15 protein-coding genes are annotated in these 14,959 nt (G+C 43.3%); 5 read left to right on the top strand and 10 right to left on the bottom strand.

Features of this window, described 5'->3' with window-relative positions; translation table 11 throughout:
• Nucleotides 1-42 precede the first annotated feature (42 nt).
• The gene (gene yccX, locus ATB76_RS23725; protein WP_038881962.1) at nucleotides 43-315 is read left to right on the top strand and encodes an acylphosphatase; all 273 of its coding nucleotides are present in this window, start codon (nucleotides 43-45) and stop codon (nucleotides 313-315) included.
• A 47-nt stretch (nucleotides 316-362) separates the two neighbouring features.
• Here yccX and ATB76_RS23720 read toward each other — a convergent pair whose 3' ends face one another.
• Nucleotides 363-692, bottom strand: a complete 330-nt coding sequence (locus ATB76_RS23720) for a TusE/DsrC/DsvC family sulfur relay protein (protein WP_038873035.1) — start codon at nucleotides 690-692, stop codon at nucleotides 363-365.
• Nucleotides 693-1,111: 419 nt separating this feature from the next.
• Between ATB76_RS23720 and ATB76_RS23715 the strand changes: the two genes are divergently transcribed.
• Nucleotides 1,112-1,468, top strand: coding sequence for an antibiotic biosynthesis monooxygenase (locus ATB76_RS23715; protein ID WP_038873032.1), 357 nt, complete (start codon nucleotides 1,112-1,114; stop codon nucleotides 1,466-1,468).
• A 75-nt stretch (nucleotides 1,469-1,543) separates the two neighbouring features.
• On the opposite strand, the gene ATB76_RS23710 is transcribed toward ATB76_RS23715, so the two are convergent.
• The 5 genes from ATB76_RS23710 to ATB76_RS23690 all read right to left on the bottom strand — a co-directional run bounded on the left by ATB76_RS23710 (nucleotide 1,544) and on the right by ATB76_RS23690 (nucleotide 6,736).
• A complete protein-coding gene (locus tag ATB76_RS23710; protein ID WP_005446774.1) occupies nucleotides 1,544-2,206 on the bottom strand; it encodes a Bax inhibitor-1/YccA family protein in 663 nt (220 codons plus the stop codon).
• Nucleotides 2,207-2,547: 341 nt separating this feature from the next.
• Entirely contained in the window at nucleotides 2,548-3,297 is a 750-nt protein-coding gene (locus tag ATB76_RS23705; RefSeq protein WP_038873031.1) for an amino acid ABC transporter ATP-binding protein, read from the bottom strand.
• A 23-nt stretch (nucleotides 3,298-3,320) separates the two neighbouring features.
• Nucleotides 3,321-4,418, bottom strand: a complete 1,098-nt coding sequence (locus tag ATB76_RS23700) for an amino acid ABC transporter permease (protein WP_038881964.1) — start codon at nucleotides 4,416-4,418, stop codon at nucleotides 3,321-3,323.
• Between the two features lies 1 nt (nucleotide 4,419).
• Nucleotides 4,420-5,625 carry an amino acid ABC transporter permease gene (locus ATB76_RS23695; protein WP_038873025.1) on the bottom strand — a complete coding sequence of 402 codons (1,206 nt, stop codon included), beginning with the start codon at nucleotides 5,623-5,625 and terminating at the stop codon, nucleotides 4,420-4,422.
• Nucleotides 5,626-5,707: 82 nt separating this feature from the next.
• Nucleotides 5,708-6,736: an amino acid ABC transporter substrate-binding protein gene (locus tag ATB76_RS23690; RefSeq protein ID WP_038873022.1), complete on the bottom strand. Its 1,029-nt coding sequence runs from the start codon at nucleotides 6,734-6,736 to the stop codon at nucleotides 5,708-5,710.
• Between the two features lie 461 nt (nucleotides 6,737-7,197).
• Between ATB76_RS23690 and ATB76_RS23685 the strand changes: the two genes are divergently transcribed.
• Nucleotides 7,198-8,118, top strand: a complete 921-nt coding sequence (locus tag ATB76_RS23685; protein ID WP_039976839.1) for an NAD(P)-dependent oxidoreductase — start codon at nucleotides 7,198-7,200, stop codon at nucleotides 8,116-8,118.
• A gap of 105 nt (nucleotides 8,119-8,223) precedes the next feature.
• On the opposite strand, the gene ATB76_RS23680 is transcribed toward ATB76_RS23685, so the two are convergent.
• Nucleotides 8,224-8,706, bottom strand: coding sequence for a YajQ family cyclic di-GMP-binding protein (locus ATB76_RS23680; protein WP_038873018.1), 483 nt, complete (start codon nucleotides 8,704-8,706; stop codon nucleotides 8,224-8,226).
• A 32-nt stretch (nucleotides 8,707-8,738) separates the two neighbouring features.
• Nucleotides 8,739-9,791 carry a 3-deoxy-7-phosphoheptulonate synthase gene (locus ATB76_RS23675; protein WP_061036195.1) on the bottom strand — a complete coding sequence of 351 codons (1,053 nt, stop codon included), beginning with the start codon at nucleotides 9,789-9,791 and terminating at the stop codon, nucleotides 8,739-8,741.
• A 396-nt stretch (nucleotides 9,792-10,187) separates the two neighbouring features.
• Here ATB76_RS23675 and ATB76_RS23670 point away from each other — a divergent pair, with 396 nt between their 5' ends.
• On the top strand, nucleotides 10,188-10,679 hold the full coding sequence (locus ATB76_RS23670; RefSeq protein WP_038873013.1) for a DUF4442 domain-containing protein: 492 nt from the start codon (nucleotides 10,188-10,190) through the stop codon (nucleotides 10,677-10,679).
• 25 nt (nucleotides 10,680-10,704) lie between these two features.
• Here the strand turns inward: ATB76_RS23670 and ATB76_RS23665 are convergent, their stop codons facing one another.
• Nucleotides 10,705-12,057 carry a hypothetical protein gene (locus ATB76_RS23665; protein ID WP_061036194.1) on the bottom strand — a complete coding sequence of 451 codons (1,353 nt, stop codon included), beginning with the start codon at nucleotides 12,055-12,057 and terminating at the stop codon, nucleotides 10,705-10,707.
• A 182-nt stretch (nucleotides 12,058-12,239) separates the two neighbouring features.
• Between ATB76_RS23665 and ATB76_RS23660 the strand changes: the two genes are divergently transcribed.
• Nucleotides 12,240-13,076 carry a S1-like domain-containing RNA-binding protein gene (locus tag ATB76_RS23660; RefSeq protein ID WP_061036193.1) on the top strand — a complete coding sequence of 279 codons (837 nt, stop codon included), beginning with the start codon at nucleotides 12,240-12,242 and terminating at the stop codon, nucleotides 13,074-13,076.
• A 324-nt stretch (nucleotides 13,077-13,400) separates the two neighbouring features.
• On the opposite strand, the gene rsmF is transcribed toward ATB76_RS23660, so the two are convergent.
• The gene (gene rsmF, locus ATB76_RS23655; RefSeq protein ID WP_061036192.1) at nucleotides 13,401-14,837 is read right to left on the bottom strand and encodes a 16S rRNA (cytosine(1407)-C(5))-methyltransferase RsmF; all 1,437 of its coding nucleotides are present in this window, start codon (nucleotides 14,835-14,837) and stop codon (nucleotides 13,401-13,403) included.
• Between the last annotated feature and the right edge of the window lie 122 nt (nucleotides 14,838-14,959).

Below are 14,959 nucleotides of genomic sequence, written 5' to 3'. Positions count from 1 at the left end.
ACGCAAATAATATATCACTCAAATATAGGGAGCGGTATACGGATGGTACTAAAGTGTGAGAAGTTTCTGATAGTAGGGCATGTTCAAGGGGTAGGATTTCGATACCACACGTCACATCAAGGTTTGAAGTTAGGTTTAACGGGGTATGCAAAGAATTTGAACAATGGTGATGTTGAGGTAATCGCTTGTGGTACAGAGGCGCAAATCGCAGCGTTTTCGGCGTGGTTGGAGGATGGACCGCGGACGGCAACAGTAGATAGCGTTACCCAAGAGAGTGTATCTTACAAACCTTTCCGCGGATTTAAGATCTTATAGTTTTATAAGCAGTGATCTTTTTAGTCGTGTTTTTGCAAACTAGAGTACTACAAGCATTTCGCTGGTTTTGGCAATCCTGCCAATTTTGTCGCTTGTTTTGCAGGGCCTTTTTTAAATAATTTGAATAGGTATTTACTGTTACCTTTTTCTGGGCCGTGCGCTTTTTCCATCGCCTTCACAAGCATTCGAACTGCTGGTGATGTATTGAACTCTTCATAAAAATTACGCACGAAGTGAACTACTTCTAAGTGAGCTTCGGTAAGTTCGATTTCTTCATCTTTTGCTAGAAGCGCAATCATACCTTCTTCCCACTGGGTGTGATCAAGTAAGTAACCTTGAGAATCGGTTTCTATTTCTTTGCCGTTGTATACGAACATCGCTTTGTATCCGCTAAGTAAACACTGGTGTGTATAGGGTAGCGTAGAGCGAAGCTTAGACTCAACAAAAGAATCTATGAAAGCTTCTGAGCGAAGTAAATTTACACAATCGAGAGCTCACGTAAAGGTAAAGGCGTTGAGCCTAACTACTTTTTCATTATTCACAAAAATGTAAGTTTATTCACGTTGTTGGAAAATTATCGGGGTGAGTATTTTGGTATCTGCATTTTTATGCTGAATTTGGAATAATGTCTCTGTTTTATTAGTGGGAATAGAGCAGAGTTATCGTTATTTCACTGCCTTTTGTTTTATTCAGCTATTGCTGGCGATGTGTATCGCACTTTATCGTTACTGGACGTGAACTTTTTCATTGTTCGTTTACCTTTTTGATAGCACTACTCAACAATGAAGGAAATCGAATGACAAGCCGTGTCTATGTTTTAGCTCAATTTAAACCAAAAGAAGGAAAAGAAGCCGAGTTATTTGAAGTACTCAAAGCACTAGAGCCAGATTCCTATCGAGAAGAGGGATGCATCCAATATATGCTCACTCGGCAAATTGATCACCCCAGTGCGATGAGAAATGACTATCCGATTGTGTTTAATGAAATTTGGGAAGATGCAGAATCTTGGGCAGCGCATGGGCGAAGAAAGCAGATTCAACATTTCTTTGAAACTCAAGTGAAAGCCGAGACAGGATTAGTTGAAGACGCGATGGTTACGGCATACAGCGATGAAGGGTATGACTACGATGCGCCCATCTATGAACCAGAATAGACACTGCTAAAAAGTGAAAAGAAAAAGCCCGAAGTATAACTTCGGGCTTTTGAGTTTTGGATTCAATCTAACGAATTAGTCGTCGTTCATGATGCCTAGAATGCTTAGTAGGCTGATGAAGATATTGTAGATTGAAACGTATAGCGTAATCGTTGCAGAGATGTAGTTTGTTTCACCGCCACGGATGATGCCTTGTGTAGTCATCAAAATAGCCATGGTAGAGAAAACAATAAACAAGCTGCTCATTGCTAGGTGCAGGATAGTTGATTGGATGAAGATGCTCGCAATCATGCCCACCACTAGAACAACGAATAGAGACAACATCAGGCCACCCATCATAGATAGGTCGCGTTTGGTCGTTAGAGCGTAAGCAGAAGCTGCCATGAATGACAGTGCGGTACCGCCAAGTGCAGTAAGAACCACATCGCCCATACCAGCACCGATGTACATGTTTAGAATTGGACCGATGGTGTAACCCAAGAAACCAGTAAATAGGAATGTGAATACCAAACCCATGCTGTTGTTACGGTTCTTTTCAGTCAAGAATAGTAAGCCGTAGAAACCAACCAACATCAGGATAATGCCCGGACGTGGCAAGTTAAACGCCATTGAAACGCCAGCAACCAGTGCTGACCATAGTAAAGTCATTGAAAGTAGTGCATATGTATTACGCAATACTTTGTTGGTTTGTAGAGCACTCTCTTGAGTAGTAGTGCGTGAAAACATAGGACTGTTCATAATCTTCCTCTATAAGGGACCGTCTTATCTTTGATATATAGACATATATGGGCCCGAAAGTTCAAAAAATCAAGCCCGACACGTCTATCTCTAGAACAAAATAATAATAGAAATAGTGTGTTATGTATGTGGCAACTTGTAACACAATATTACTGTCTTGCATAGTTAGGAAGGGCTTGGCAATCAAAGGGATGAAGGTTACCTCACGAACTTTTTTGTAAAATCGAACAAATTTACAACGTATTGAATCAACTGGATTTTAGTAACATCGACCTGAGGCAAACAAAAAGCGCCGATTTTTTCGAATCGACGCTTCACTATTTTAGCGTTTTTGCGACTAATTAATGGTGAAGGATTTGCGCAAGGAAGTTCTGGGTTCGATCCGATTGCGGATTCTCGAAGAAGTCGACAGGGTTATTCTCTTCGATAATTTCACCCGCATCCATAAAGATAACTCGGTCAGCCACTTCTTTAGCAAAGCCCATTTCGTGTGTTACACAAAGCATGGTCATGCCTTCTTCCGCCAGTTCAACCATTACATCAAGAACCTCGCGTACCATTTCTGGATCGAGCGCTGATGTCGGTTCATCAAACAACATTACCTTTGGGCTCATGCAAAGAGAGCGTGCAATCGCTACACGTTGTTGTTGACCTCCTGAAAGCTGACCTGGATACTTATCTGCTTGATCTGGGATCTTAACACGCTCTAGGTACTGCATCGCGATGGCTTCCGCTTCTTCCTTTGGCATCTTCTTCACCCAAATTGGGGCAAGTGTACAGTTCTCGAGGACCGTTAGGTGAGGGAAGAGATTAAAGTGCTGGAAACACATGCCGACTTCGCGACGAACGGCTTCGATGTTCTTTAGGTCTTCGGTTAATTCGGTGCCTGACACATAGATATTGCCTGCTTGATGTTCTTCCAAGCGGTTGATACAACGAATCATGGTCGATTTGCCAGAGCCAGAAGGACCACAGATAACAATCTTTTCGCCTTTCTTTACATCGAGGTTGATGTTCTTTAGTACGTGAAACTCACCATACCACTTATTCATGTCCTTCAGCTGGATCATATAGTCTTGTTGTTGCGTCATAATACGTCCTTGATCTTGATGAGTTATCGTTTGTGACCGGTATGAAGTCTATTTTCGAGCCATATCGAGTAGCGTGACATGCCAAAACAGAATACCCAAAACACTAACGCGACAAATACATAACTTTCTGTAGCGAAGCCTAACCATTCAGGGTCAGTGTTCGCTGCTTGTCCTATACCCAGTACATCAAACATACCGATAATAAGTACAAGGCTGGTGTCTTTGAACAAACCAATAAAGGTGTTCACGATAGAAGGGATAGTAATTTTAAGAGCTTGAGGCAAGATGATCAGTCCCATCTTTTTCCAATAGCTTAAACCCAACGCATCGGCGGCTTCGTACTGGCCCTTTGGAATGGCTTGTAAGCCACCACGAACCACTTCTGCCATATAAGCGGCACTAAACATCACAACACCAATTAGGGCGCGGATGAGCTTATCTGTTTCTGAGCCTTGGGCAAGAAAGAGCGGGAGCATGACGGACGCCATGAAGAGTACTGTAATTAAAGGTACCCCACGCCATACCTCAATATAGATAGTACAAATACTGCGGATGATCGGCATATCGGAACGACGGCCTAACGCTAACGCCACACCAATAGGTAAGGAGACAACGATACCGACTAAGGCGATGATCAGAGTAACCAGCAAGCCACCCCATTTGTGTGTTTCAACCACTTCTAAGCCAAATACCCCGCCATACAACAATGCTGCGATAATGAACGGATAAATGTTCACAAAGAACAACCAAATCCAAATACGTTTTGGAGTCTTTTCGTAAGCAAGGAGTACTGTGAATATCGCCAAGGTAATGTAGAACAGACGTGGCCGCCACAGTTCAGCTTCTGGATAGAAACCGTACATAAACTGTTCCCAGCGTACGCTGATAAATACCCAACATGCGCCTTCACGGGAACAGTCATCTCTCGTTGTGCCAACCCAATCGGCATTAATGAATGCCCAATCCGCAATGTTCCAAAGTGCAGAAAACACGATGTAGGCAAGGATGATGGTAACAACCGAGTTAACTGGGCCATTGAATAGGTTTTTGCGCAGCCATCCCACAATACCGACGGTATTGGACGGAGGTGGGAGATCAGGCTGAAATTGATGTGTGCTCATATTATCTCTCCACCAGCGCTACTTTTCGGTTGTACAAGTTCATCAACGCCGACGTTATCAAGCTCAATGTTAGGTATACACCCATCGTCATTGCGATGATTTCGATCGCTTGTCCAGTCTGGTTCAGCGTTGTACCGGCAAAGACCGAAACAAGGTCTGGGTAGCCGATTGCCATTGCCAACGAAGAGTTCTTCGTCAAGTTCAAGTATTGGCTTGTTAGAGGAGGGATAATGATTCGCAATGCTTGCGGAATCACCACCAGTTTCAATGTTTTTGCTCTTGGTAAGCCCAGCGACATAGCGGCTTCGGTCTGACCATGATTCACTGCATTAATACCAGATCGAACAATCTCAGCAATAAACGATGCAGTGTAAACACTTAGCGCTAACAGAAGGGCTGCGAGCTCCGGAATAATGCTGATACCACCGCGGAAGTTGAAGCCTTTTAATTCTGGGTACTCCAAAGAGATCGGCATGCCTGTTACAAAGTAAACCACCAAAGGCAGACCAATCACTAGACCGAACACAATTCGTCCCATTGGTGTTTGTTGACCTGTTAATCGCTGTTTGTTTTTAGCCCAACGATTGATTAAGAAACTTGCAATGACACCTATGATGAGTGCTGCAACCACAAGACCACCGCCAGCTTCAATTACCGGTGAGGGGAAGTAAAGACCGCGCACATTCAGGAAAACGGATTCGCCAAGACTTAAGCTTTGTCTTGGAGATGGAAGAGCTTGTAGAACCGCGAAATACCAAAAAAAGATCTGTAAAAGTAGAGGGATATTTCGGAACGTTTCAATGTAAACAGCCGCCAAACGACTGACCAGCCAGTTAGAAGAAAGGCGTGCAATCCCCATAACGAAACCTATGACGGTTGCTAGGATAATACCCAACACAGACACGAGTGCAGTATTAAGTAAGCCAATGACAAACGTACGCCCATAAGAGAACGTTTCGTCATATTCGATGAGTGTGAGTCCAATACCAAAGCCCGCTTCTTGATTAAGGAAACCAAAGCCGGTGGCGATACCACGAGCGTCAAGATTGGTTAGTGCATTGTTGATGATTGTGTAAAAGAAAAATACCAGTGCGGCGATGGCAATGATCTGGAAAATAGCAGAACGAAAAGCTGGGTTATAAATCAGACTCTTGCTTCCGCTTGGTTTGGACATCGTACTTTGCGATGCATTATTCGTCGGTTTCATACAGCGATAACCTCAAACCCTTATATAGAATAGATTCAGCCAAGAAAAAGGGCGGCATGCACCGCCCTTATTTAACTCGTTTCTATCGGATAGGTGGTGCGTACATAAAGCCGCCTGCATTCCACAGCGCATTTACGCCGCGAGAAATCTTAAGAGGCGAACCAGTACCTACCGTACGCTCAAAGCTCTCACCATAGTTACCGACTTGCTTGATAACTTGGTAACCCCAATCGTCACGGATACCTAGACCTTTACCTTTAGGGCCGTCAACACCAAGAATGCGTTTGATGTTTGGATCTTTCGATTTCAACATTTCATCGGCGTTCTTAGAACTGATGCCATATTCTTCCGCATTCACCATTGCAAATAGCGTCCATTTAGCGATGTTGAACCATTGATCATCACCTTGACGAACAACAGGACCTAGTGGTTCTTTTGAAATGATTTCTGGAAGTACGGTTGCTGAAGAAGGGTCTTTAAGGTTTAAGCGAAGGGCATAAAGGCCAGATTGGTCAGTAGTAAGAACATCACATCGACCAGCATCGAAACCTTTAGAGGTTTGCGCGGCGGTATCAAATACCACTGGCTTATAAGCCATACCTTGGTTACGGAAGTAATCTGCTAGGTTAAGCTCTGTGGTTGTACCTGATTGCACACATACAGAAGCGCCATCAAGTTCTTTTGCACTAGAGATACCAAGATCTTTCTTCACCATAAAGCCTTGACCATCGTAGTAGTTAACGCCTACGAAGTTCAAACCAAGAGCAGTGTCGCGATGAAGTGTCCAGGTGGTGTTACGTGAAAGCACATCGATTTCACCCGATTGTAAAGCAGTGAAACGTTCTTTCGCGGTTAGGGGTACATATTTAACTTTCGTTTTATCCCCAAGAACGGCTGCGGCCAGTGCTTGGCAATATTCTACGTCGATACCTTCCCATTCGCCTTTAGAGTTAGGGTTTGAGAAACCAGGTAGACCGGTACTTACGCCACAAGTGATAAAACCTTGTTTTGTGACTTTGTCCAGAGTCGTGTCTGCTGCTTGCGCTGATGTCGCCATCATGGCAGTAGAAGCCGCTACGACGGAAGCAAGAACTGTGAGTTTATTTGCCATTTGTATCCTTCCTGTATGATCCATGTTTAATCAGGAGCGACCTGATACAACGTGTCCAATTTATTTGTGTTATCGTCCTATCTGGTTGATTTTCAATGAAACGGTAATCGACAAATCAACCAGTTATAAGCGTAGGTAAGGATCTGCTAATTCTCAAATATATAATTTAAAAAGAGTTTTGGAGAGAACTTACAAAGAACCTTGCGATTTAGAATGGCGAAATGTTAAATGTTTGTAAATAGTGCAACTGGTTGTCAAATTAGTGCATCAGAACAATCACTAAAAGAGTGTCAAAAACAAAAGGATAATAATTTGTTATTAAAAGTGTCATTAGTAGAGGCGGGCTGAGTAAGCCGAAAATTTGAACAAAAATTATTTGTGACATCGAAACTAGGTGAACAGGTTGCCCTGTTTTTGGTAGCATGAATTTCGACAGTTATTTGAAGTAATCATGGATTGAAATGCGATATTTTCCTCTGTTCTTAGATTTAGTAGATAAACCCGTGCTGGTTGTAGGCGGTGGTGAAGTAGCAAGCCGTAAAGTAGAAGCCCTACTTAAAGCTGGGGCGGACGTTACGATTGTCTCCCCAAGCCTTGTCGACTTTCTTGATAAGCTTGCGCAAGAGCAACAAGTGCGATGGATTCAACGTTTTTATTCTAGTGACATTGTCACGAAATCGTTCATTCAAGTTTGGGCAACCACGGATAATCCAGAGTTAAACCATCAGGTTTACAAAGACGCTAAAGAGCTTGGCATATTAGTTAACGTTGTTGATGACAAGCCGTACTGTGATTTTATTACGCCTTCAATGATTAATCGTGGCCGCATTCAAATTGCCATTTCAAGTGGTGGCGCGTCTCCTGTTTTGATTCGAAATATTCGTGAAAAGCTTGAAGCTATTCTTCCGCAAAATATGGGATTGATGGCGGAGTTCGCTAACTCCAAACGCAATTCGATTAAAGAGGCACTACCGAGCGTCGACTTACGCAGGAAATTTTGGGAAAGTTATTTCTCTCATCCAGAAGTAGAGAACGCTCGCGATAATCGCGAATTGGAAATCATTTATCAACAAACCATGGCAAAACCTTTGGACGAGGAGGGAAGCTGTACCTGGATTCAAGTTGGGCAAGATGTCGAAATGCTGCCTATCAAAGCAGTCCGTTACATGCAGCAAGCCGAACTTGCCTTGTATTCGACGATGTGCGAAGTGGACGTCATGGAGTTGGTAAGAAGGGATGCTGAACGTGAACCTTTTAGAAGTGCCACCGAACTTTCTGATATGTTGACTAAAGCGAGAAAAGAAAACTTACGTGTGTGCGTGTTTGTACCTTCAGGGACGAGTGAATTCTCTTTATTGCAAGGGCAAGACCTAGTTATCTGATTATTTTGCATATAGTTTACGGACATAAAAAACGCCGACGAATAACTCGTCGGCGTTTTCAATTCTCGGTTTCCTCAATCGACAGGTGTTAATTGAGGAACCGAATTAATCACGGAAGTTGTTGTACTGAAATGGGATACCCATATCTGCTTCACGGATCGCTGCAATCGTCGCTTGGAGATCATCACGCTTCTTACCTGTTACGCGAACTTTGTCGCCTTGGATAGAAGCTTGAACTTTAAGCTTTGCGTCTTTGATTAGCTTAACCACTTTCTTTGCGGTTGGTGTATCAATACCTTGGCGGAAAGCAACGTTTTGATGCCAGTTTTTACCTGTTGCTTCTGGATTTTTTGCGTCCATAGCATTTGCATCAATGTTGCGTTTAGCCAAGTGGCTACGCAGAATGTCACGCATTTGCTTGAGCTGAAACTCGCCTTCTGCTGACACTTTTACATTTTCTTCTACTAGCTCAAAGCTCGCATTCACATTGCGGAAATCGAAACGAGTAGACAGTTCACGGTTAGCGTTATCAACCGCGTTACGTAGTTCGACGGTATCGATTTCTGAAACAATATCAAACGATGGCATGAAGATTCCTTGATTATCTTGTTATAGGGAAATTACTTACTGGATTTAACTGCGGCTGCCAGCATATCTAGCATGGTTACAGTATCATCCCAACCTAGACATGGGTCAGTGATCGATTGACCGTAAGTTAGGTTGTTAATATCAGTCATTGGCTGATTGCCTTCAATAATGAAGCTCTCTGCCATAATACCAGCAATACGTGTGCTGCCTGACTTAATTTGGTCGCAAATGTCTTGAGCAACATCGATTTGTTTACGGTGTTGTTTTTGGCAGTTTGCGTGACTGAAATCGACGATCAAACGCTGCGGCAAATCGAACTCTGCTAGCGCGTCACAAGCTTGCTTAACAGAAGCTTCTTCAAAGTTAGGGCCTTTCTCACCACCACGAAGAATAATGTGACCGTAAGGGTTGCCGCTAGTGCGGTACACCGTCATACGCCCATTCTTGTCTGGGGAGTAGAAGTAGTGTGATGCTTTAGACGCACGAATCGCATCAATGGCAATTTTCACGTTGCCGTTAGTACCGTTCTTGAAGCCAACTGGGCAAGATAGGGCAGACGCCATTTCACGGTGAATTTGCGATTCAGTCGTACGAGCACCAATTGCGCCCCATGTGATCAAATCAGCAATGTACTGGCCTGTAATCATATCAAGAAACTCAGTAGCAGTCGCAAGACCAAGCTTGTTGATATCCAGTAGCAGTTTACGCGCTTTGTGAAGACCGGCTTCAAGCGCATAAGAACCATCTAGGTTAGGGTCAGTAATCAAACCTTTCCAACCAACTACTGTACGCGGCTTTTCAAAGTATGTACGCATAACGATGAACAGTTCGTCTTTGTACTGATCTTGAATTTCGCTAAGACGCGTCGCGTAGTCAATTGCCGCTTCAGTATCATGCACTGAACATGGGCCAACGATAGCGAGGATACGGTCATCCTCACCAGTTAAAATCTTTTCAATTTGTCGACGAGATTGAGCGATACGGTCAGCTACATCATCAGTGATTGGATGTACACTACCTAGCTCTGCGGGTGTCGGCATTGGACCCAAAGGTTGGGTTCTCAATTCATCTGTTTTTATAGGCATGTTATAGCTTTATTCTCTATTGCGAAGCGGTAAAGATAACGGAATTATAGTTAGGAATAAACCGTTTCACGGGATTCTTATCTAGTAAATACCGAATTGTATGTACTGCTGTTGGTATTCATTGGTGTTGCTTATATATAAATGACAAAACATGCTCTGGATATCAATACATAGTTGTTTGAATTTATAACCGTTTTTTCTATTTACTAACAGAATAATTGTGCCAAATCGTAAGCAAAGCGTTGTAGGTTGGGAGTTTCATATGTTGTGACCATGTCACGCGAAAATGCGCAAACGATTTGTTTTTTAACCAAGATCGATTTCTCGTTAACATTTCTTTGACATCTTTGAAATTTGTTGATTGACTGGTCAGACTAGTTTAAGGGGAGTTTCAAAATGTTTTCAGCGGTTCGTCGTGCAAACCTTTACCTCAATCTGTTTGGCTTTTCAAAAGTGCCTTTAATTTGGCTATGTCGACCGAAGATCCTTGCGATTGATGATCAGCATGTCGAAGTAAGAATCCCGCTCAAGCGAAGAACCAAGAATCATCTTAATAGTATGTATTTTGGCGCATTGGCTGTTGGGGCAGATGTTGCTGGTGGCTTTCTTGCTATGAGTAAAGCACAAGAGCAAGGAGAGAAGATTTCACTCGCGTTTAAAGGAGTAAGTGCTGAATTCTTAAAACGTCCTGAGGGTGACGTACACTTTGTCTGTCATGATGGCCCTGTGATTGATGAAATGCTCAAAATCACGCTAGAAACCGGTGAACGCGTTAATCGAGATGTGAAGATCACCGCATTGTGTCCAAAGATTAATGGTGATGAACCAATGGCCGAGTTCTCTTTAACGCTCTCCATCAAAAAAGCAGCCCAAAAGCAGGCTGCTTAACTTAAGAATGGTGACTGACGTTAGTTTAATTCAACTCTATTTTCTCAATAGACACGATTTTCGAACGGTTTAACACGACTTTCCAACGATAGAAGCCAGGCTCGTCAGTGTGGTTGTCTTCTTTCACAATCACGTTGACCAAGTGTCGCTTCTCTACAGACTCTTTACTCACTTGCCCTTCGTTCAGGCGATATACGCGGTTAGAGCTTTTGTCCATCAAACGGATAATTGGGCGCAAACTGATGTTTAGCGTTTCACGAGTTTGTTCATAGCCACTCAAAAATAACGACGTCGCCATCTCAGTTTTTGCGTGGTAATGAAGAATTTGTTCTTCACGTTGGACGACGCGTTTCTTACGAATGTTCTGAATGCGATCAGGCAAGCTCGAAAGGGAGCGATAGTCCAACCATTCCAATTTTCGACCCACCACTTTCTTTGTTGTCGGGTCCATGTACTTCTTACGCCACTTCGGTTTGCCTTTGCGGATCCAACGCCACATCGCGTCGCGTAGGTCATCTTTAAAGATTTCACGTAGAGCATAGATAAACGACATCGCAATGATAAAAGATGCAGAAATCTCTCCTAAGTAATCTCGGGCAAGAATAACGGTACTTGTGACCACGACCATCACCAAGCCGGTGGCTATGCCTTTAATCGCACGCTTGATGTTGTTTCCCATCGACATCGTTTTTTCGCTTAAAACGATAGGGTGCTCAATCAAACGTCTCAGCAAACGCATTTTATTCGACAAACGAGTTACATCTTCAACGACACTCGGCGAGTTATAGTTGTTGAGTTTACGGTGGGCTTGCTCTTTCTCACATAAAGTAATCAGACGATCTTTAATTGTGCTGTAATCGCCTTCGCGAGGAAGGTGCGCGACAAGAGACAAAAATTTTTGCTCTGTGTACCAAGACAAGTAGTTATCAATGTTCACGTAATAACGCTTGAGATTTTCTTCGTAAGGAATGGAACGTCTCAAGCGCTTAAGAATGTCGATAGTCAATTCGATGACTTCATCTACTTCTTCTGCGGTAACACTGTCGTTGTCATGCTTATTCAATGCTGCAACGGCTTTATCCAGAGCCGTGACGTATTGATACGCAAACAAACTCAAACTTACGCGATACTGTCGATTAGATAAGCGCCCTCGTTTGGCCAAGCGGCTATGCACGAGAGGGAGTAGCACTTCTGTACTGTAGTAAGAACGTTTTTGCGTGATGGAAGTGTAATAGAACTCAGACTCGCTGATGATGTCGGAGTTTAAACCTAATTCACCAGGCACAAAAATATAGATATCAAGATCAAGCGTTTTGCTCTTTGCCAATGCGTGGCTAATTTTTAAGGTTATCGAATCCTGTTTGTCGACGGTGACCAAGGAAGGCTCCTGATTTTGCTAAAGCATCCTATACCCATAAGCGTCCATTAAGCACAATAACTTAAGGTCGACTAGGATAAGTAGTTGAACGACGACAGCATAGCAGAGAGGATGGTATTTCTCTCTGATTTTCTTGTCAGTTTGGGTATAATTCCCAGTAAATTTAAAAAGAGACAAATTCAATGATTAAAATTGGTCAAATTAACAGCTTAGAAGTCACTAAAACGGCTGATTTTGGCGTATTTTTGGATGGTGATGATTACGGTTCAGTCATGCTGCCTAATAAATATGTACCAGAAGGTACGAATGTAGGCGATCATATTGACGTATTTCTTTACTTTGATTCAGAAAGTCAGCTAGCTGCGACCATTGATAAACCCATTGCTCAGGTTGGCGAGTGGGGCCTAATGCAAGTCGAAGGTGTCAGTAGCACTGGTGCTTTCGTAAATTGGGGCATCAAAGAAAAAGATCTTCTTATCCCGTTTAGTGAGCAACGTGCGCGCTTTACCGCTGGCCAAAACATTCTGGTTTACGTGTACACAGATAAAGCATCTGGTCGTATTGTCGGTACAACTAAGTTCAATAAGTGGCTGGATAAAACGCCAGCAAACTATGAAGTGAACGAAGAAGTTAACCTAATCATCGCAGAACGTAGCCAACTTGGTTATAAAGCGATTGTGAACGGCGAGCATTGGGGAATGATCTTCCCATCGGATGTGTTCGGTAAGCTGTTTATTGGTAAAAAGCTGAAAGGCTACATTAAGCAAATTCGCGAAGATGGCAAAATCGACCTTGCGCTACAAAAAGTAGGCGTGGCGAAAATGGATGATCTTTCGAGTAAAATCCTAGAGCTTTTAGAGAAGAAGGGTGGTTTCCTACCTCTAAACGATAAATCTACGCCAGAAGCGATTTTTGCAGCTTTCCGTACAAGTAAAGGCACGTTCAAAAAAACCATCGGCGCTTTGTACAAGCAAGGTAAGCTCGTGATTGAAAAAGACGGTATTCGTCTCGCTGAATAGAGCTTTAAGTTGCTGGTGGCGGAGGTTCATCACGTTCAAACTCGATTTGGACGAAAATAGCAGTCAAAAAAATGGCCCAAACTCGTCCTTATTTTGGGCCTAGGGGAAACGGCTCCTTTCATAGAGCCTGCGCTAAACTTTTGACCAACACATATTGTTGGTGAACATAGAGAGAAATGCCGTTTCAAAGCGATGCTTTGATATCTTCAGTTTAGTACAGGGGACTCGAATCGCTAGTGAACCCAGTTCCAATCATGCTTTAGAACCAAAAAGCCATCGTAAATACGATGGCTTTTCATTTATTTATAGCATTTCACTTTGCTACTAAAATAAGTTCTTATCTCGCACTAATTCTCGTGGAAGGCCGTTTTTAATGCGGTTACTTACCCATTTACCAAGGCCAATGATCGCGCCTTCGTACTTCACTAATACTTCGCCTTTGCCGGTTTTCATCTCAGCTGGAATGTTTTGAGGGCGAACGTCTCGGCCCATATACCATTCACGAGCTTCGTCGATCGTAAGCTCAATCGCATTTTTCTCTAAACCTGTCACCAGCGCCGTTGCTACTTGATGTTGCCAACGGTAGCCATTCTTATGCGCTTCGGCAATCTTGATACCCATGCGAGAGAAACGCAGTTCACCAATCATCGGCTCTAGTGCGTCTGGGAAAAGCCACACATCTTTATCACGAATCCAAACCGTACTGTCTTCAGGTAACTTGATTTCCATTGCGCTTTGAAGCTGGTTAGCGATATCAGTGGATTCTTTGTTAGACGCTTTAACAAATGGGAATTTACCCATGCGTTTTTTGACTTTTGGTGCTTCTACGGCAGCAAGCTTACGTATACGTGCAACAAAGAAACCCTCACAGTCATACACTTGAGGGAAGATGTGCAAGAAGCCTTCTTCAGTCAACGCCGCCTCGGCATTATTAAACAGATCTTTTAAGCTCTCGAATTCAACCGCGTCACCAAATGTTTCTTTAAGATGATGGCAAACTTGTTGGTTTTCTTCCGTGCTCAACGTGCAGGTTGAATAAACCATCACGCCGCCGGGTTTAAGGGCGTGGAACGCACTTTCGATCAAATCTTTTTGAGTGTCTGCAATTTCAATGACTGATGTTTGCGTCCAGTTCTTCATTGCGTCTTCATCTTTACGCACTGTACCTTCACCGGAACATGGTGCGTCTAACAGAACGGCATCAAATTGTTCTGGTAGCCAGCCACCAAACACACGACCGTCGAAGTTACTTAATGCTGCGTTACGCACACCACAACGTTCGATGTTTGCGTGTAGCACTTTTACACGACTTGCCGCGTATTCATTCGCGACCAAAACGCCTTCATTGTTCATTAAGGCAGCTATTTGAGTTGTTTTAGAGCCCGGAGCCGCAGCGGTATCGAGCACTGCGTCATACGATTCGTCATTCATGAATAAGGCGGATACCGGCATCATTGAGCTGGCTTCTTGAATATAAAACAACCCAGACATGTGTTCTGCGGTATTGCCTAATGGTACGAGCGATTCATCTGCTTCGATCCAAAAACCAGTCTCACACCAGGGTACAGGAGATAACTTCCAACCTTTTGCCTTTGCTCGCTCTAAAAACGCTTCTACGCTGACTTTCAACGTATTAACGCGAATACTCTTGCGCAACGGCTTTTGGCACGACGTTACGAAGTCATCCATGTTGAGGTGAGCAGGAAGAATAGTTTTGATTTTTTCCAGAAATGCTTCTGGGATGTAAACATTAGGATGCAAAGTGGAATCTCGATTGCAGAATTTGCTGCAAATGATATACGAAACTGGGTTAGAAACGAATAGCCACAAAGGCTACGGTAATAAAAAAGAGCAGCGATTGCTGCTCTTTAGTCTATCTTGGT

It is taken from the genome of Vibrio sp. MOR3, assembly GCF_001557775.1.
In the GTDB taxonomy this organism is placed as follows: domain Bacteria; phylum Pseudomonadota; class Gammaproteobacteria; order Enterobacterales; family Vibrionaceae; genus Vibrio; species Vibrio jasicida.
This window is presented reverse-complemented; position numbering and strand designations above follow the sequence as displayed.

Coding starts and splice junctions, on each gene's coding strand:
- ATB76_RS23675 (WP_061036195.1), bottom strand. CDS start 9,791: ATGCCTATAAAAACAGATGAATTGAGAACCCAACCTTTGGGTCCAATG.
- yccX (WP_038881962.1), top strand. CDS start 43: ATGGTACTAAAGTGTGAGAAGTTTCTGATAGTAGGGCATGTTCAAGGG.
- ATB76_RS23660 (WP_061036193.1), top strand. CDS start 12,240: ATGATTAAAATTGGTCAAATTAACAGCTTAGAAGTCACTAAAACGGCT.
- ATB76_RS23680 (WP_038873018.1), bottom strand. CDS start 8,706: ATGCCATCGTTTGATATTGTTTCAGAAATCGATACCGTCGAACTACGT.
- ATB76_RS23670 (WP_038873013.1), top strand. CDS start 10,188: ATGTTTTCAGCGGTTCGTCGTGCAAACCTTTACCTCAATCTGTTTGGC.
- ATB76_RS23690 (WP_038873022.1), bottom strand. CDS start 6,736: ATGGCAAATAAACTCACAGTTCTTGCTTCCGTCGTAGCGGCTTCTACT.
- ATB76_RS23715 (WP_038873032.1), top strand. CDS start 1,112: ATGACAAGCCGTGTCTATGTTTTAGCTCAATTTAAACCAAAAGAAGGA.
- ATB76_RS23705 (WP_038873031.1), bottom strand. CDS start 3,297: ATGACGCAACAACAAGACTATATGATCCAGCTGAAGGACATGAATAAG.
- ATB76_RS23720 (WP_038873035.1), bottom strand. CDS start 692: ATGTTCGTATACAACGGCAAAGAAATAGAAACCGATTCTCAAGGTTAC.
- ATB76_RS23710 (WP_005446774.1), bottom strand. CDS start 2,206: ATGAACAGTCCTATGTTTTCACGCACTACTACTCAAGAGAGTGCTCTA.
- ATB76_RS23695 (WP_038873025.1), bottom strand. CDS start 5,625: ATGAAACCGACGAATAATGCATCGCAAAGTACGATGTCCAAACCAAGC.
- ATB76_RS23685 (WP_039976839.1), top strand. CDS start 7,198: ATGCGATATTTTCCTCTGTTCTTAGATTTAGTAGATAAACCCGTGCTG.
- ATB76_RS23700 (WP_038881964.1), bottom strand. CDS start 4,418: ATGAGCACACATCAATTTCAGCCTGATCTCCCACCTCCGTCCAATACC.